The sequence below is a fragment of the Niveispirillum sp. CC-CTL257 genome (assembly GCF_059489915.1).
Genome location: NZ_JCAJXE010000001.1, coordinates 1,095,213 through 1,111,493, shown reverse-complemented (window position 1 = coordinate 1,111,493; position 16,281 = coordinate 1,095,213). Strand labels below are relative to the sequence as shown.

14 protein-coding genes are annotated in these 16,281 nt (G+C 63.6%); 7 read left to right on the top strand and 7 right to left on the bottom strand.

The features are described from left to right. Positions 1-44 precede the first annotated feature (44 nt). Complete coding sequence (locus ABC729_RS05330) at positions 45-725, top strand: class I SAM-dependent DNA methyltransferase (RefSeq protein WP_495606606.1); 681 nt, start codon at positions 45-47, stop codon at positions 723-725. Here the strand turns inward: ABC729_RS05330 and ABC729_RS05325 are convergent, their stop codons facing one another. Both ABC729_RS05325 and ABC729_RS05320 read right to left on the bottom strand, forming a co-directional pair. Beyond that, positions 726-2,912 (bottom strand): xanthine dehydrogenase family protein molybdopterin-binding subunit, encoded by a 2,187-nt coding sequence (locus ABC729_RS05325; protein ID WP_495606605.1) that lies wholly within the window; start codon positions 2,910-2,912, stop codon positions 726-728. It abuts the gene before it with no gap. Between the two features lie 22 nt (positions 2,913-2,934). Then, positions 2,935-3,384 carry a (2Fe-2S)-binding protein gene (locus ABC729_RS05320; protein ID WP_495606604.1) on the bottom strand — a complete coding sequence of 150 codons (450 nt, stop codon included), beginning with the start codon at positions 3,382-3,384 and terminating at the stop codon, positions 2,935-2,937. Between the two features lie 202 nt (positions 3,385-3,586). On the opposite strand from ABC729_RS05320, the gene ABC729_RS05315 reads away from it, so the two are divergent. The 4 genes from ABC729_RS05315 (at position 3,587) to ABC729_RS05300 (ending at position 7,414) form a co-directional block, all read left to right on the top strand. Then, positions 3,587-5,008, top strand: coding sequence for a sigma-54-dependent transcriptional regulator (locus ABC729_RS05315; protein WP_495606603.1), 1,422 nt, complete (start codon positions 3,587-3,589; stop codon positions 5,006-5,008). Then, the gene (locus ABC729_RS05310; protein ID WP_495606602.1) at positions 4,998-6,359 is read left to right on the top strand and encodes a sensor histidine kinase; all 1,362 of its coding nucleotides are present in this window, start codon (positions 4,998-5,000) and stop codon (positions 6,357-6,359) included. Before ABC729_RS05315 ends, ABC729_RS05310 begins: the two co-directional genes overlap by 11 nt. 52 nt (positions 6,360-6,411) lie before the next feature. Continuing rightward, entirely contained in the window at positions 6,412-7,023 is a 612-nt protein-coding gene (locus ABC729_RS05305) for a LysE family translocator (protein WP_495606601.1), read from the top strand. Between the two features lie 88 nt (positions 7,024-7,111). Next, a complete protein-coding gene (locus ABC729_RS05300; RefSeq protein WP_495606600.1) occupies positions 7,112-7,414 on the top strand; it encodes an SCP2 sterol-binding domain-containing protein in 303 nt (100 codons plus the stop codon). Between the two features lie 43 nt (positions 7,415-7,457). Here the strand turns inward: ABC729_RS05300 and ABC729_RS05295 are convergent, their stop codons facing one another. Continuing rightward, complete coding sequence (locus tag ABC729_RS05295; RefSeq protein WP_495606599.1) at positions 7,458-9,986, bottom strand: M10 family metallopeptidase C-terminal domain-containing protein; 2,529 nt, start codon at positions 9,984-9,986, stop codon at positions 7,458-7,460. Between the two features lie 180 nt (positions 9,987-10,166). On the opposite strand from ABC729_RS05295, the gene pyrC reads away from it, so the two are divergent. Both pyrC and plsY read left to right on the top strand, forming a co-directional pair. Continuing rightward, positions 10,167-11,453, top strand: coding sequence for a dihydroorotase (gene pyrC, locus ABC729_RS05290; protein ID WP_495606598.1), 1,287 nt, complete (start codon positions 10,167-10,169; stop codon positions 11,451-11,453). A gap of 32 nt (positions 11,454-11,485) precedes the next feature. Further along, the gene (gene plsY / locus ABC729_RS05285) at positions 11,486-12,100 is read left to right on the top strand and encodes a glycerol-3-phosphate 1-O-acyltransferase PlsY (RefSeq protein ID WP_495606597.1); all 615 of its coding nucleotides are present in this window, start codon (positions 11,486-11,488) and stop codon (positions 12,098-12,100) included. A 1-nt stretch (position 12,101) separates the two neighbouring features. Here the strand turns inward: plsY and ABC729_RS05280 are convergent, their stop codons facing one another. The 4 genes from ABC729_RS05280 to ABC729_RS05265 all read right to left on the bottom strand — a co-directional run bounded on the left by ABC729_RS05280 (position 12,102) and on the right by ABC729_RS05265 (position 16,270). Next, positions 12,102-13,874, bottom strand: coding sequence for an ABC transporter ATP-binding protein (locus ABC729_RS05280; protein WP_495606596.1), 1,773 nt, complete (start codon positions 13,872-13,874; stop codon positions 12,102-12,104). A 103-nt stretch (positions 13,875-13,977) separates the two neighbouring features. Then, positions 13,978-14,319 (bottom strand): PilZ domain-containing protein, encoded by a 342-nt coding sequence (locus ABC729_RS05275; RefSeq protein ID WP_495606595.1) that lies wholly within the window; start codon positions 14,317-14,319, stop codon positions 13,978-13,980. Positions 14,320-14,321: 2 nt separating this feature from the next. Beyond that, positions 14,322-15,509: a PP2C family protein-serine/threonine phosphatase gene (locus tag ABC729_RS05270; protein WP_495606594.1), complete on the bottom strand. Its 1,188-nt coding sequence runs from the start codon at positions 15,507-15,509 to the stop codon at positions 14,322-14,324. Then, a complete protein-coding gene (locus tag ABC729_RS05265) occupies positions 15,506-16,270 on the bottom strand; it encodes an ATP-binding protein (RefSeq protein WP_495606593.1) in 765 nt (254 codons plus the stop codon). Before ABC729_RS05265 ends, ABC729_RS05270 begins: the two co-directional genes overlap by 4 nt. Between the last annotated feature and the right edge of the window lie 11 nt (positions 16,271-16,281).

Genomic DNA, 16,281 nt, shown 5'->3' with positions numbered 1-16,281 from the left:
GCCCCTTTGCGTACAGGTGAACGCAAGATGGGGAGAGATGCGCCATGAGTGATCACAACAGAACCGTCAGCACCAATCAGGCCGGCTATGACCGCTGGTCAGATTTCTATGACCGCTATCCCAACCCGACGGTGGCGGCGGATGACCTCGCCTTCCCACCGCTTTGGGCCCATCTGACGGGATTGAACATCCTGGAGATCGGGTGCGGCACGGGCCGGCATACCCGGCGGCTGGCACAGGCCGGCAACCGTGTCACGGGCGTGGACCTGTCGCCCGGCATGCTGTCCCAGGCCGCGCAGAAGCTGGCAGGTTTGCCCGTAACCCTTATTCAGGGCGACGTGATGGCCGGGATCGACATTCCCGGCGGCCCATTCGATGCGGCGCTGACGGCACTGGTCATCGAACATATCGGCGATCTGCCGGGATTCTTTGCAAGGATCAAAGCCCTTCTGAAACCCGGTGCGCGCTTTTACATCTCCGAAATCCACCCAGAGCGGACGGCGGGCGGCACCTTCGCGCATTTCAAAACCGACGACGGGGACGAGGTGGCGCTGGCCGGATATCCGCACAGCGCTGCCGATGTGGAGCGGGCGGCGGCAGAGGCCGGGCTTTGCGTGGAACAGAGCATTGATGTTCTAGGCAACGCGGCCCTGGCGGCGCTGAACCCGAAATGGGAGCGTCACCAGGGCCGGCCGATGTTGAAAATATGGGTGCTGCGGGGTTGATCAGGCCTGCAGCGCCTCCACCAGCGGCAAATGCCGTAGCCGCTTGCCCGTGGCCGCCGACAGGGCGTTGGCGACCGCCGGGAAGGTGGGCGGCAGGCCGGGTTCGCCGACGCCGCCAAGCGCCTCCCCTGAATTGATGAAGTGGACATCGATGACGGGTGGTGCTTCGGAATGGCGCATCAGGCGGTAGCTATCGAAATTGCGCTGTTCGGCGCGGCCATCCTTTACCGTCACCGCCTCATATAGGCCCGCCGACAGGGCCATGATCACGCCGCCCATCATCTGGCTGCGTGCACCATCGGGCAGGACGACATCGCCGCAATCCAGCACCGTGGTGACCTTGTGGATCTTCGGCTGTCCGTCGGACACCGACGCTTCCACGACATGGGCCGACAGGGAACCGAAGCTGGCGAAGAAGCCGATTCCCTGGGCATGGCCCTTGGGCAGCTTCTTGCCCCAGTCGGACTTGGCGGCCACCAGATCGATCACGGCAAGCGCCCGCTTGTTCCCGGCCAGCAATTGCCGGCGGAAGGCCACCGGGTCCTTGCCGGCGGCGGCGGCCAGCTCATCGATAAAGCATTCCAGGAAGAAGGCATTGTGAGTGGCACCCACAGCCCGCCAGGGAGCCGTCGTCACGCGCACATGCCGACGCGCCCAATCCAGTTTGAAATTCGGCAGGTTATAGGGAAGGTTCGACAGGTCCTGCACGGAGGAACCATCCAGGTCCGTCTCCTTCACACTGCCGGGGGTGAATTCGGCACGCATGGAGGGGCCGGAGATGCGGATGGCCATGCCGGTGACCTGCCCCTTGGCGTCCAGCGAAGCGGTCAGGCGGGCCATCTGGGCCGGGCGGTAATAGCCACGGTCGAATTCATCCTCCCGCCGCCAGAAGAACTTGACGGGCGTGCCGGCCATTTCCTTGGCGACCTGGGCGGCACCGGGAATACCCTCATCCATCAGGCGCCGGCCAAAGCCGCCACCCAGCAGCAGGGTGTTGACCTTCACCGCCTCCGCATCGATGCCGAGCGTGGTGGCGGCGGTACGGCGGGAGCGGTCCTGCACCTGGGTCGGGGCCCAGAGTTCCAATTTGCCATCCTTGAACAGGCCCGTGCAGCTCCACACCTCCATCGGGGCGTGGCAGACATAGGGCACAGCGTAATCGGCGGTCACCATCTTGGCCGCAGATTTCAGGGCCGCCGCCAGATCGCCACGTTCGGTAGCGGGGATGGCGTTATCGGCGCTTAACCCCTCGACCATGGCGGCGGTCAGGGCGGTGCTGCTGATGCCATCCTGCGGTGAGGGGGCCATGGTGACGGTGACGGCGTCGGCCCCCTTCATGGCGGCCCAGACGCTGTCGGCGACCACGGCCACGCCGCCCGTGATCTTCACCACCTTCTTCACGCCCTTGACCTTCAGGGCCGGCGCGGCGTCGAAGCTGGCAACGTCGCCATAAAAGACGGGGTTCAGGCGGGCGCAGGCATAGAGCATGCCGGGAAGGTGGAAATCCATGCTGTAGATGGTTTCACCGCGCACCTTGGGCGGAATATCCAGGCGGGGGATATCCTTGCCGACATAGCGGCGGGTCTTGGGATCGCGCAGGGTGGGATTGTCGGGCGGCGTCAGCTTGGCGGCATCCTCCGCGACCTCGCCAATACCCAGGCTGCGCTTGGAAGGGGCATGGGTCAGGCGGCCATTTTCCAGGGTGATCGTGGCGGGATCAACCTGCCAGCGGTTGGCCGCCGCCTGGATCAGGACGGCGCGGGCCTGCGCCGCCCCCTTGCGCAGATGGTCGTTCCAGCGGCGCACGCCCTGGCTGCCGCCCGATCCCATGGAGCCGCCCCAGCGATAGGCATCGGCGGGGATGGCGGTTTCAACCGACACGTCAGGGAAATCCACCCCCACCTCATCCGCGATGATGGCGGCGTGGGCCGTGTGGGTGCCCTGCCCCATTTCCGTGGTAGGGGAGATAATGACAACCTTGCCGTCTGGCTTTACCACCAGATGGGCCGTGACCATGCCCGCCTGAACATTGGCCCCGGCAGCAGCAGCGCCCAGCGGTGGCGGGGCCGGCGGCGCATTCTGCGCCAGGACCGGCAGCGGCAGGGCGATGGCGACAGCAAGACCGCCCATGCCGGCCAGCAGGGCGCGGCGGGACAGGTCGGTATCGTGGATCAGATGGCTATCCATGGAACAATCCTCCCTTCCCGCTTCAGGACGCAACGCTGGCGGCGCGCTTGATCGCGGCCTTGATGCGCGGATAGGTGCCGCAACGGCAGAGATTGCCATCCATGGCGGCATCGATATCGGCATCGGTGGGCTTGGGCGTATCCTTCAGCAAGGCGGCGGCGGACATGATCTGCCCGGACTGGCAGTAGCCGCATTGCGGCACCTGCAATTCCTCCCACGCCTTTTGCAGCGGATGATTGCCGCCCAGCGCCTCAATCGTCGTGACCTTGGACCCGGCGACCGATTCCAACGGGATGGAGCAAGAACGGGTGGCGACACCATCGACATGAACGGTACAGGCCCCGCATTGGGCGACGCCGCAGCCATATTTAGTGCCGGTCAGGCCCAGAATGTCGCGGATGGCCCAGAGCAAGGGCATGTCAGGATCGGCATCCAGCCGGTGCGCCTTGCCATTGATGGTCAGTTCGATCATCGCCTTACCCTCTGCCATTGGGATTATTTGTGTCACAAGATAACTCTACCGCCGCCGCCGGCGACGGGCATTTTGTTTCCGGACGGTAAATGCGGTGCCAAAACATATCAGCCTGTCGCGCGCGCCCGTTACCCATATCTCCTCGCCATCAATCGACAAAGACTGTACGTTTCCGGACAGTTCCGTTGCCTTCTGGTGAGACATGGCCGAGCAGCCGCGCGTTCTGATCGTTGACGATGACGAGGATATCCTTGTCGCCGCCCGCCTGATGCTGAAACGCGAAGGCATCCTTTGCCATACGGAGCCAAGGCCCGACCGTATTCCGCAGCTTCTGAAGGATGGCACCTTCGACGCGGTCCTGCTGGATATGAATTTCGCCATTGGTGCCAATACAGGGCGCGAGGGTTTTCAGTGGCTTAAGCGCATTGTGGAGATCGACCCGACCCTGTCGGTCGTGCTGATCACCGCCTATGGCGATGTCGGGACAGCGGTGGAGGCCATGAAGCAGGGGGCCGCCGATTTCGTGCTGAAGCCCTGGCAGAATGAACGGCTGCTGGCCACCCTGTCATCGGCCCTGAAGCTGACTGCGTCACGGCGCGAGGCACAGCAATCGGCAGCGACAACCAAGGAACTGGCCAGTGTGGCCATGGATGGCACGCCCAATACCATTATCGGCTCATCCCCCGCCATGGCCCGTATCTTCGCCCTGCTGGACCGCGCCGCGCCGACGGAGGCGAATGTCCTGATCCTGGGTGAGAACGGGACGGGCAAGGAGGTGATCGCGCGCGAAATCCACCGCCGGTCCAAGCGCGCGACGCAGGTGTTCGTGTCGGTCGATCTGGGCTCCGTCTCTGAAAGCCTGTTCGAGAGCGAGCTGTTCGGCCACAAGAAGGGGGCGTTCACGGACGCCAAGGAGGACCGGGTCGGCCGTCTGGTCGCCGCCAATGGCGGTACGCTGTTCCTGGACGAAATCGGCAATCTGCCGCTGTATCTGCAATCGAAACTGCTGTCCGTGCTGGAGCAGCGGGTGGTGATCCCGGTGGGCGGGACCAAACCCATCCCCATTGATGTCCGTCTGGTCAGCGCCACCAACATGCCGCTGGACCAGTTGGGCCGGGAAGATGTGTTCCGTCAGGATTTGCTCTACCGTATCAATACGGTGGAACTGCATCTGCCGCCCCTGCGCGACCGGGCCGATGACATTCCGGCCCTGATCGACCATTTCGTCACTATCTATGCCCGCAAATACAATATGCCGGTGAAGAAAGTGTCGCCATCGGCCCTGCCCCGCCTGATGGCCTGGCGCTGGCCCGGCAATGTCCGCGCGCTCCGCCATGCTGTGGAACGCGCCATGATCCTGTCGGGCGGGCCGATGCTGGAGGCAGAGGATTTCTCCCTGCCCTCCACCGCTGGGCAGGCACCGGCCGCTCCCGTTGCGACCCCGGCTGTCGCAGCGGCACCGGCAGGGGCGCTGGTCCTCGATACGCTGGACCTGGAAGCGGTAGAGCGGGAGGCGATCCGTAAGGCGTTGTCCAAACATCAAGGCAATATCAGCCATGCGGCCCAGGATCTGGGCATTACCCGCGCTTCCCTCTATCGCCGGATGGAAAAGCATGGGCTATAGGCAGTTTGAGCTGAATGTCACCTTGCGAGTGGCCGCACTGGCGCTGTCCTCCATGCTGCTGGGCATCATGCTGGTGACGACATCCTATCGGGCGACCAGTTTTCTAATAGGACTGGCCATCCTGGCGCAGGTGGGCGGGCTGTTGCGCACTGTCACCAAAACCAACCGGGAGCTGGCACGGTTTCTGGGTGCCATCGCCCATTCCGATTTCAGCCAAACCTTCAGCCAGTTGGGCCAGGGGTCAGCCTTTGACGAACTGGGCGCCTCCATCACGCAGGTGATGGACAAGTTCCGCGCCAGCCGCGCCACGTCGGAACGGCAGGCTGACTACCTGAACGCCATGCTGAACCATGTGCCGGTGGCGCTGGCCGCCGTGTATGAGGATGGGCGTGTCGAGTTGCTGAACAATTTCGCCCACCGCCTGCTGGGGCCGGAGGAGCTGAGCCGGCGGACGACGGACGGTGTGCTGATCGCCGATGCCCTGCGCCGCCTGTCGCCGGGCACGCGCACCCTGATCCGCGTGGCCGCCGGCAGTTCAGTTGGGCCGCAGCAGCTGACCGTGACGGCGACGCAGTTGATCCTGGCAGGGGAAAGCCGGCTGCTGCTGTCCTTACAGAATATCGCGGGCGATCTGGAAGCGACGGAAGTTCGGGCATGGCAGGATCTGGTGCGGGTTCTGACACATGAGATGATGAATTCGCTCACCCCCATCTCTTCCCTGACGCGCACGGCGCAGGGGGTTCTGGCCGACCTGAAGGAGAAAGTCGAGGGGCAGAGCGATCTGGTGGAGGAGATGCAAGACGCGGAGATGGCCATCGATACGGTCGCCCGCCGGTCCAATAGCCTACTGCGCTTTGTCGAACGTTATCGGCAATTCACCTCAGTGCCCAAACCGCAGCTGTCGCGCATCAAGGTCAAGGAAATCACCGAACGTTTGCAGCGCCTGATGGCACCCGCCGCGCAGAGCCATGGCGTGACCCTGGAGGTGCTGGTCCTGCCGCCACAGCTGGAACTGATGGCCGATGCCGACATGGTGGAGCAGGTGCTGATCAATCTGTTGAAGAATGCCGTGGAGGCCATGCGCGACATGGAGGCGCGCGACGGCGGCCACCGTATCCGCCTGACGGCCCACCTGGATGAAGGCGGGCATGTCGTCATCAATGTCGGGGACAATGGACCGGGCATCCCGTCGGAGGTGGCGGAAAAGATCTTCATCCCCTTCTACACGACCAAGCGCGACGGATCGGGGGTCGGTCTGTCGCTGGCCCGTCAGGTGATGCTAGCCCATGGCGGCAGTATCAACCTGTCGCCTGATCCCGACGGCGGCTCGGTCTTCACGCTGCGGTTTTGAACCCATTTCGTGGTAGGCTGGCACCTGTGACCTTGTTTGCGGGTGCCGTGCCATGGAACTGACCGCCTTGATGATCTTTGTCGGCATCTATGCCGTCGCCGTCGCGTCCCCCGGTCCGGGCGTGGCCGCAGTGGTGGCCCGTGCCATGGGCAGCGGCACGCGCCGTACCCTGCCCTTCATCGCCGGCATCGTAATCGGCGATCTTGTCTGGTTTGCGCTGGTGGTTGGCGGTCTGGCCGTTCTGGCGCAGAGCTTCCAGATCGTCTTTACCATCATCAAATATGCCGGTGCCGCCTATCTGCTGTATCTCGCCTGGAAGCTGTGGCGCGCCCCGGCCAAGGGCATTGAGGAGCAGCCCCAGATCAAGGGCGAAGGCTTCAAGCTGGTGATGGGCGGGCTGGGCCTGACGCTCGGCAATCCCAAGACCATGGTCTTCTTCCTGGCCATCCTGCCACAGGTGATCTCGCTCCAGGCCATCACGCCGTTGGCCATTGTGGAGCTTTGCGCCATCATGGTGGTGGTGCTGGGCGGGATCATGACCGGCTATGCCATGCTGGCCGACAGCGCCCGCCGCTTCATCGCCACGCCGGAACGCATGCGGACCGTCAACCGCGCCACAGGCGGGTTGATGGCCGGTGTCGCGGTCGCCGTCGCCGCCCGCTGATGCGTGATTGCCGGGTCTTCTTGCCTGAATAAGGTATTTGCGCTATAAGTTCCGCTTACGTAAACGTTAGAACGCTAAGAGGAACGCCATGACCATCGACCAGATCGAAGCCCAGATGAAGGCCAATGCGCTGAATTTCGTCGGCCTGGGCGCGCTGGTGAAATTCGACCTGGGCGGCGGCAGCACCCTGTTCATTGATGGCCGCGCCACCCCGCCGACCATCAGCCGCGAAGGCGGCACCCCCGACACCACCCTGACCATTTCGCCGGAGAACCTGGCCAAGCTGGCGGAAGGCAAGCTGGCCCCGACGCTGGCCTTCATGACGGGCAAGCTGAAGGTCAGCGGCAGCATGGGCATCGCTCTGAAGCTGGCCAATATGCTGGAAGATTGATCAACGGCGCCGACGCGGCTGACCATGGTCAGCCGCGCCTGGATCAGGCCAGCCAGTAATTATCCGTTGCCATATCTGCGACCTGACCGACCAGATCCATGTCGGGTGCCGCGGCCAAGGGCGCGGCTGCGGCGCTGCTGCTGCCGGTCACCAGGGCGACAGTGATCTTGTAATCCTTGGCCGTCGAACTCCATGCCTCCAGCGTAATATAGACGTCTTCGGCTTCGTGCGTAAAAATCTCAATCGACATCGACGGATAGCGTCCGTAATCGTAAGTGACACGGACATTGTCCTCGCCCCGAAGGGCCAGTTCCGCCAGGGTCGGACTGCTTGACGCGGTGAGGAATTCGACTGTCACCTTGTAGTTCTTGTAGGCGTCGCCCCTGAACTTGAACCAGTCGATATCATCGATATTGCTGAAATTCCCGGTGGTCGCGGTGCCGACGGTCAGGATGTGCTTGTCCTGATCGGTGCCGAAGGGGGTGCCGTTGGTACGATTGCCGGCCAGATAGGCCTTTGTCGCCCGCTCCTGCCAGCCATCGCCGGTGATGTTGTTTTGAATGGCATAGGCGGTGACGTCGAACTTTGCCGTACCCAACCCCTGCGCCAGCCCCGTGGTGATGTAATGCTTGGTCAGGGCCGCGACGTCATAGCCCAGCGAAGCCACGACCGTCGGATTGGACCCGGCATAATCATAGACATTGAAAGTGTCGTCGCTTCGCCCCTCCACCACGCCGTAGTAAAAGTAATGGAAGTAGGCGCGATCCAGATCGTAACCAAAGGCACGGGCCAGATCGGTGTTCGATGCCAGATAATTGGCAACGTCGAACCGCACCTCCCGATATTCCTTTACGCCCGTGTTCAGATAGTGCTGCAAACCGGCGGCGGCGTTCATGCCGATGGACGCGCGCAGATCGGCGTAAGAAGCGACATAGGCCAGACCGTCAAAGGTGATGCCCAATCCCTTGGGCGCGCCATTCTGAATATAGTCGATCTGACCGGCGGCAGCGCTGATCCCGATCTTGTCCAGGCGCGTGGTGTCGGAGGCCAGCCAGGCGAGCCCGTCAAAACCGCTGACCGCGCGACCTTCGCGATAGCCATAGCTGATGTAATGCATGGTGGCGGCCGTCAGATCGTAACCGAAGGCGGCGATCAGGTCCTTGTTGCTGGCCAGATAATCCAACGCGTTGAACCCATCCAGCAGGCGGCTCTCAAACCTGCCCAATGTCTGCCAATGGTTGGTGGCAGCCGCCAGATTGCCCCCGAATGCCAGGATCAGGTCTGGATTGGCGGCAACATAGAGCATGCTGCTGAAATCCAGCGCCGCCACCTGCGCCCGTGTCAGGGTCTGTCCGGCATTGCCGCTGAAGGTGAAGCTTTCAACATTGCTGACCAGGATGCTGCCGGTGGGGCCGCGCAGTGTCAGGGTACCATCGGAATTGGTGATGGTGCGGTACAGGTCCTTGCTGCCCTGCAATTGCAGGATGTCAGTGCCGGCACCGCCATCGACGGTATCATTGCCGATCGTCAGGGTGATCACGTCATCACCGGCCCCGGTGGCGATGCGATTGGCCAAGGCATTGTCACGCACCCCATCCGTGCCCGTGCCGGTCACCACATTCGCGATATAGGTCGCGAAGGCGATGGAGAGGTTGCTGCGAAGCCCCGCGACATCGGAATAAGAGCCGGGACGCAGATCAACGGTCGAGGCATTGGTGAAGCCCGACAGATCCAGGGTGTTGCGACCGCCGCCATCCCAGATGGTCACCACAGGCTGGGTGTTGACATTAAAGTCCAGGACCGAACGGTCGGCCGTGCTGTTGAAGCCATAGACCGTGTCGCCCGCACGCGTCGCATAATTGCGGCCATAGAAATCCTGCACGGCCAGCAGGTCGTACACCATGGGCGTCGCAGCATATTTGCGCCCGTGATTGCCGCCAATCTCCGTCGCATTGAAATAGGACATGATGGTGTACAGGCGATTATCCTGAAGGAAATCCGCGCTGTTGGCGTAAGTCTCTTCCCCGCTGTCGGAGGCGTTGTAATCGCTGGGATGCGACAGGCCCAGGGCATGGCCGATTTCATGCAGCGTGGCCTGGAGATCATAATTTCCCGGCGTGCGGCTCCAGGTGTCGGTGCTGCCGTTGAAATTAATCCAGACCGGGCGCGTTGTGCCGGAGGTGTAGGCAAAACCCCAGACGCCTTCCGTGATCGTATCGGAATTGGCGAAGGTGATCTGTCCTTGTCGTTCCGCGCTGGTGGCATCTTCCTTGAACGTCAGACCGGCGACATCGGACCAGAGTTGCAGCGCGAGACGCACCGTTTCCTTCTGCTGGTCGGTCAGGACATTGAACCCGTTATAGTCCTTGCCGGTACTGATAGCCGGCCGGGAGGTCAGGAAAGAAATACCGATGGTCTTGTTGGGCGACCAGGAACCGTCATCGTCCTGCAGCCGCTCAACGATTTCCGCATCGGACAGGATGGGTTTGCTGACAGAGCCGGCGACCCGGGCGGCCACCTCCTCCGTCGTCAATTCATGTGTGTCTTCCAACCTGCCACACAGAACGCACATGATGTTCCATACCCGTGAACGCCGATACAGATCGATAGCGTAACAGAATTGAACGGGCTGATAACAGCAGCGCAAAGGGATGAGCCGGCCAATTTTCAACCACAGCCCGCGAAATCAGCACGCCGCGCCGCCGCTGCCTCTGGTAAATAGCCCCGACCACGCCAGGGAGACCAGTGCGCCATGACCCAGCCCGTGCTTTACCGCAATGCCCGTCTGATCGACCCGGCCAGCGGCCTTGACCAGGTGGGAAGCCTGCTGACCGTCGGGACGAAGATCGCCGCCATCGGCGCGGATGCCGATCAGAGCCTGCCCGACGGCACGGAGATTGTGGAGGCGGACGGTCTGGTGCTGGCCCCCGGCCTTGTCGATCTGCGTGCCCAGGTCGGAGAGCCAGGGCTGGAGCATAATGAGACGATCCAGACCGCCAGCCGCAGTGCCGCCGCCGGGGGTATCACGGCGTTGGCAGCATTGCCCAATACCGACCCGGTGATTGATGACGAGGCCGGGCTGGAATTCATCGCGCGACGGGCGCGGGAAACCAAGCTGGTGAAGATCTTCGCCTATGGCACCGTCACGCGGGAGACGGCGGGCAAGGAGATCAGCGAGATCGGGCTGCTGGCCGAAGCCGGGGCCGTGGGCTTCACCGATGGCGGCCCCATCGCCGACCCGGCCCTGATGCGCCGCGCGCTCGCCTATGCCAACGGCTTCGGCCAGACGATTTTCCAGCACCCGTCAGAGCCGCGGCTGGCCGGCGGCGTCATGAATGCGGGCGAGATTGCCACGCGCCTGGGACTGGCTGGCATTCCGGGCATGGCGGAAGTCATCATGCTGGAACGCGATCTGCGTCTGGTGGAGATGACGGGCGGACGCTATCACGCCGCCAATATCTCCACCGCCGAATCCGTGGCGGTTATTCGCCGGGCCAAGGCGCGCGGACTGAAGGTCACCTGCGACACCGCCCCGCCCTATTTCGCGCTGAGCGAAGTCGATGTCGGCGATTACCGCACCTTCTTCAAGCTGTCGCCACCGCTGCGGGGCGAAATGGACCGCCGCGCCATCATTGAGGGGCTGGCCGACGGCACCATCGATGCCATCGCATCCGACCACCACCCGCATGACCAGGACAGCAAGCGCGTGCCCTTTGCCCAGGCGGCCTTTGGCGCGGTGGGTCTGGAAACGCTGCTGCCCCTGACGCTGGAGCTGGTGCATAAGGGGGCGCTGCCCCTGTCGCGTGCGCTGGCGGCGGTCACCTCGATTCCCGCCGATATCCTGGGCCTGCGCCAGCTTGGCCGGCTGTCGGTGGGCGGGGCTGCCGATCTGGTGCTGTTCGACCTGGACCGGCCCTGGCGCGTGGAGGCCGAGAAACTGGCGTCGAAGTCCAAGAACAGCTGCTTTGACCGCCGCCCGGTTCAGGGCATGGTCTTGCGCACAATCGTGGATGGGCGCACGGTGTTCGCCCGCGACTGATTGCAGACCGACCACAAACAAGAAGCAAGACCATGGCCGATCTCTCCCCGCTGCCGCTGATCCTCGCACTGATCGGCGGCTACCTGCTTGGCTCCATCCCGTTCGGCCTCGTCCTGACCCGGCTGGCCGGCTATGGCGATATCCGCCAGATCGGCAGCGGCAATATCGGCGCCACCAATGTGCTGCGCACCGGCAACAAGCCGCTGGCGCTGGCTACCCTGCTGCTGGATAGCGGCAAGGGGGCGATTGCCACCCTGATCGCGCTGTATGTGGCGGGGACGGAGGCCGGGATTGCGGCGGCGGCGGGGTCCATGCTGGGCCACAGCTTCCCGGTCTGGCTGGGCTTCAAGGGCGGCAAGGGTGTTGCGACCTCGCTGGGCGTGCTGCTGGCCATTTCCTGGCCCGTGGGGCTGGCGGCCTGCGGCACCTGGCTGCTGGCGGCGGTTTTGTTCCGCATCTCTTCCCTGTCAGCCCTGATCGCCGTGGGGGCCAGCCCGGTGGTGGCGTGGTTCCTGGCCGGTCCCGCCGTGGCGGGCCTGTGCCTGTTTATCGCCGTCCTGGTCTATATCCGCCACAAGGATAATATCGCCCGCCTGTTGAAGGGCGAGGAGCCGAAGATCGGGGCGAAGAAGAAGGAAGCGGCGTAATTTACGCCCCACCCTGCAACGCCTGATACCGCGCATAGGCACCGCCGGCGGCCAGCAGGTCGGCATGGGTCCCCTGCTCCACCACCCTGCCCTGATCCATCACATAGATATGGTCGGCGTCGGCGATGGTGGAGAGGCGGTGGGCGATGACCAGGGTGGTGCGGCCCGCCGCCAGACGGCGCAGCGCATCCTGCACCGCGCGTTCGGACGCACTGTCCAGAGCCGAGGTGGCTTCGTCCAGCAACAGGATGGGGGCGTTTTTCAGCATGGCGCGGGCAATGGCGATACGCTGCCGCTGCCCGCCCGACAGTTTCAGGCCCATCTCGCCGACCACGGTGTCGTAACCATGGGGCAGTTCCATGATGAACTCATGGGCCGCCGCGTCGCGGGCCGCCGCCTCAATTTCCACCCGGCTGGCACCGGGGCGGCCATAGGCGATGTTGGCCAGGATCGTGTCGTCGAACAGGGCGGTTTCCTGACTGACCAGGGCGATGGAGGCGCGAAGGCTGGACAGGGTCAGATCACGGACATCGTGCCCGGCCACGGTCACTGACCCGCCCGTCACCTCATAGAAGCGGGGTATCAGGTTGAGGACGGTGGTCTTGCCCGACCCCGACGCACCGACCAGCGCCACCGTGCGACCCGCCGGCACCATGATATCCACACCTTCCAGCGCCTCCTTCTCCCCATCATAAGAAAAGCGGACATTGGTGAAGCGGATGTCGTGGGTGGCGTCGACCCGCAAAGCCAGGGCGCCGGGCGTGTCGGTAATGGTGGGCGCTGTGTCCAGCACCGCCAGCACGCGTTCAGCCGCCGCCAGCCCGACCTGTAACTGGGCATTCAGCTTGGTCAGGGCCTTCATCGGCTGATAGGCCAGCATGAAGGAGCCGATGAAGCTGACCAGTTGGCCCGCCGTGCGGGTGCCGTCGGCGATGGCGAGACCGCCATAGATGATGACGCCGACCACGGCGGCACCGCTGAAAATCTCGTTGATGGGCAGCATGGACGCGCCGGTACGGTAGCTCTTGGCCGTCAGCTTGCGCAGCCGGTCGATGGTGACACCCACCCGGCGTTCCTCATACGCCTCCATGCCATAGGCCTTCACATGGCGTGCCCCCTGGAAGGTCTGGCCCAGCACGGCGGAGAAATTGCCCAGTTCCGTCTGCTGGCTGGCCGCGATGCGCCGCAGACGCTTGCCCAGCCGGCCCAGGAACCAGCCCGACACGGGAAACACCGTGAAGGCGATCAGGCCCAGCCGCCAATCCTGATAGAACATGATGCAGACCAGCACGACCAGCGTCAGGCTGTGGTTCACGGCCCCCGTGAGACATTCCGACACGGCAAGGCGCATCTGGTTCACATCATTGACCAGATGCGAAATCCACTGTCCCGAGGCGCGGCCATGCAGATAGGCCAGATCGGACCGAATCAGGTGGCCGTAAACCTGGCCCTGAATGCGCGCCACGATGCGCTGCCCCACATGGTTGACCAGCACCGAATGACCATAGGCCGCCGTACCGCGCACCACGAAGGCCGCCATGATCAGGGCCGCGAAGGGCAGCAGAAAACCCTGATTGTCTGGCTGAAACGCACGGTCCAGCAGGGGTTGGAACCCCAGCCCCACCGCCCCGGTCCCCGCCGCCTCCAGCGCCATCAGCAGCAGGGCCGCCAGCAATTTCGGCTTGTAGGGCCCCAGATAGTCCCCGGACAGACGGCGCAGAAGGGTGCCGGTCGGTGTGGAACGTTTCACAGGCACAGGAGAAGGTTTAGCCAAGGTCGGGTTCCGTCGGTGCCATACCAAAGACCATAGCACATGGACCGGCCAACGCGGCGGCGCAAGGGCAGCATCCAGGACCCAGACATTCCCGGCAGGTTGGCTATTCCGTCACGGGGCTTTGTCCCCGCGCCCAACCGGCAACGATGGCACCGACGCCGTCCTTGGAAAATTCGATGCCGATGCCCAGTTCCGTCCGTCGCACCACACGCGCATTGGCGGTCAGCGCAATCTGCGGGATCTCCAGCTGCACCAGGGTCCCGATGGTCAGATCAGGCGCATCCACCAGCAACGCACCGCTGGGCGAGACATCGCGCATGTTGCAGTCATGGGTCTGACCGCCAGCAAGCAGCCTGACCCCGAACTGTACCGCGTGCCGGTCGTACCGGCGGCGGTTGGGCTTGAATAAACCTGTCAACCAACTGGGTAGGGACATCGCCGGCATGGTCATACCCTGCTGATGCAAATGGCCGTCAGATCGTCGGCCAGAGGCCGCGCAGCCATAGTGTCGAAGGAGGCGAGCAATCGCGCAAGCCTGTTCTCGCCGCCGGGGAAACATTGGCGCACAAGACGCAGCAACCCATCCTCCCCGATCAGGTGGCCGTTCCGGTCATCCGCCTCCGTCATCGCATCGGAGTAGATGAGAAGGGAAGCGCCACGGGGAAACGGAACCGTGTCGGCCGTCAAGGATGGATTGTTGGAAACCCCAAGCATCAGGCCGCTGGCATCCAGCATCGTGACATGACCATTGTGAAACATCATCGGGCTGGGCGCGCCGGCGGCGGCGTAGGAAAGCGTGCCGATGCGGCTGTCGATGATGCCATAAAAGCAGGTGGCGAACTGTCCGACCGGCAGCAGATCCTTCAGCGGCCGGTTCAGCATAGTCAGCCATTCCACCGGTTCGAAGCCTTGCGGGGGTATCCGCTCAATCAAGGTATGGAATCGGAAGGTGTTGATGGCGGCGGAAATGCCATGGCCGGAAAAGTCCGCCGCCAGCACCCCCACCAGATCATCGCCCAGGTCGAAAAGGGTCCAGAAATCGCCCCCTAGCTCGTCCGACGGCTCAAAATGCCCTTCAATCGCCAGCTTGTGACGCTGGCCGGCGGCGGCGATGGTGCGGGCGTCGGGGATCAGGGATTTCTGCATCGACCGCGCCAGTTTCAGATCATTCTGCAGGCGGCGGTGGAAATCCGACAGGTTACGGAAGAAGAACTGCTTTTCCAGATGCAGGCGGACGCGCGCCATGCATTCGCCCGGATTGATGGGTTTGGTGACGATGTCGCTGGCACCGGCCTCAAAGCATTTCACGCCAGCGGGGTCGGCGCTGGCCGATGTCTGCATCAGGACGGGCAGGTCGGCCCAGGCCGGCTCATCGCGGATGCGACGGCACAGCGTCAGCCCATCCATCACCGGCATATCGATATCCAGCAGGACCAAGTCGTAGTTGGAGGCCCGCAGCTTCGCCAGCCCATCCTCTCCATTGGCCGCGAATTCGATGCGGCCAATGCCCACCCATTGCATGAAGCGGGATAGGATTTCGCGGTTGAACCGGCTGTCGTCAATGATCAGGACGCGGCAATCGGCGAAGCTGATCCGGTTCGGTCCCTGCGGTGGAAGGGGCGGTATCTCCGTCATCGGCGGAAATGCAGGTGGACGGCGCGCCCGCCCTCGGTAAAGGTTACGCGGTCGGCCAGTTCGCCCATGATGCGGATGCCACGGCCCGACTTGGCCTCCAGTTGCTCCACCGCCGTCGGTACATGGCCGGGATGACCCCGCCCTTCATCCCGGATGGTGATGCAAAGAATATCGGCGGCTGCCGTCGCCTCAACCGTCACGCGACGGCTGGCATGGTCACGGTCGGTCAATCGGGTCTGGATGGACCGAAAAAAGCCGTCGAAGGCGCTTGCATCCGCCGATGGCCCCTGATGAATATCCAGGTTTCCATGCACGATGGCATTGCTGATCGCCTCATGCAGGCAAATCTCTGCATCGGCGCGGCGGTCAGGGGAGAGCCAGCCGCGCGCCACCATTGCACCACAGAGCAGGGGCGCCAGATCGAGGCTGAAGCAGGTGGCGGTCGATAGGGATAGGTGCAGGCAGGGCGGCCCCGCCAACAGGGGCAGCAGCCCCGCCGGCAGGTCGCCATCATCGCCCAGTTCCACATAGGCCGAGCCACCCAGCGACAGACCAGCAGCGATATCCCGCACACTGCCGCGCACAGCCACCAGAATATCCGGTGCTGCCGACAGTTCCCCCATTTCCGCCGCTTCGACCGCCCAATCGGTGACGCGCAAACCGTGACCGCTGGCCAACCGCCATAGCAAGGCCGATGCCACCTCCCCGCCGATGGATGGCGGGTGGGCGTGCGGGGTCAATGGTTCGGCGGCGATCACCATTGGCGCGCCGG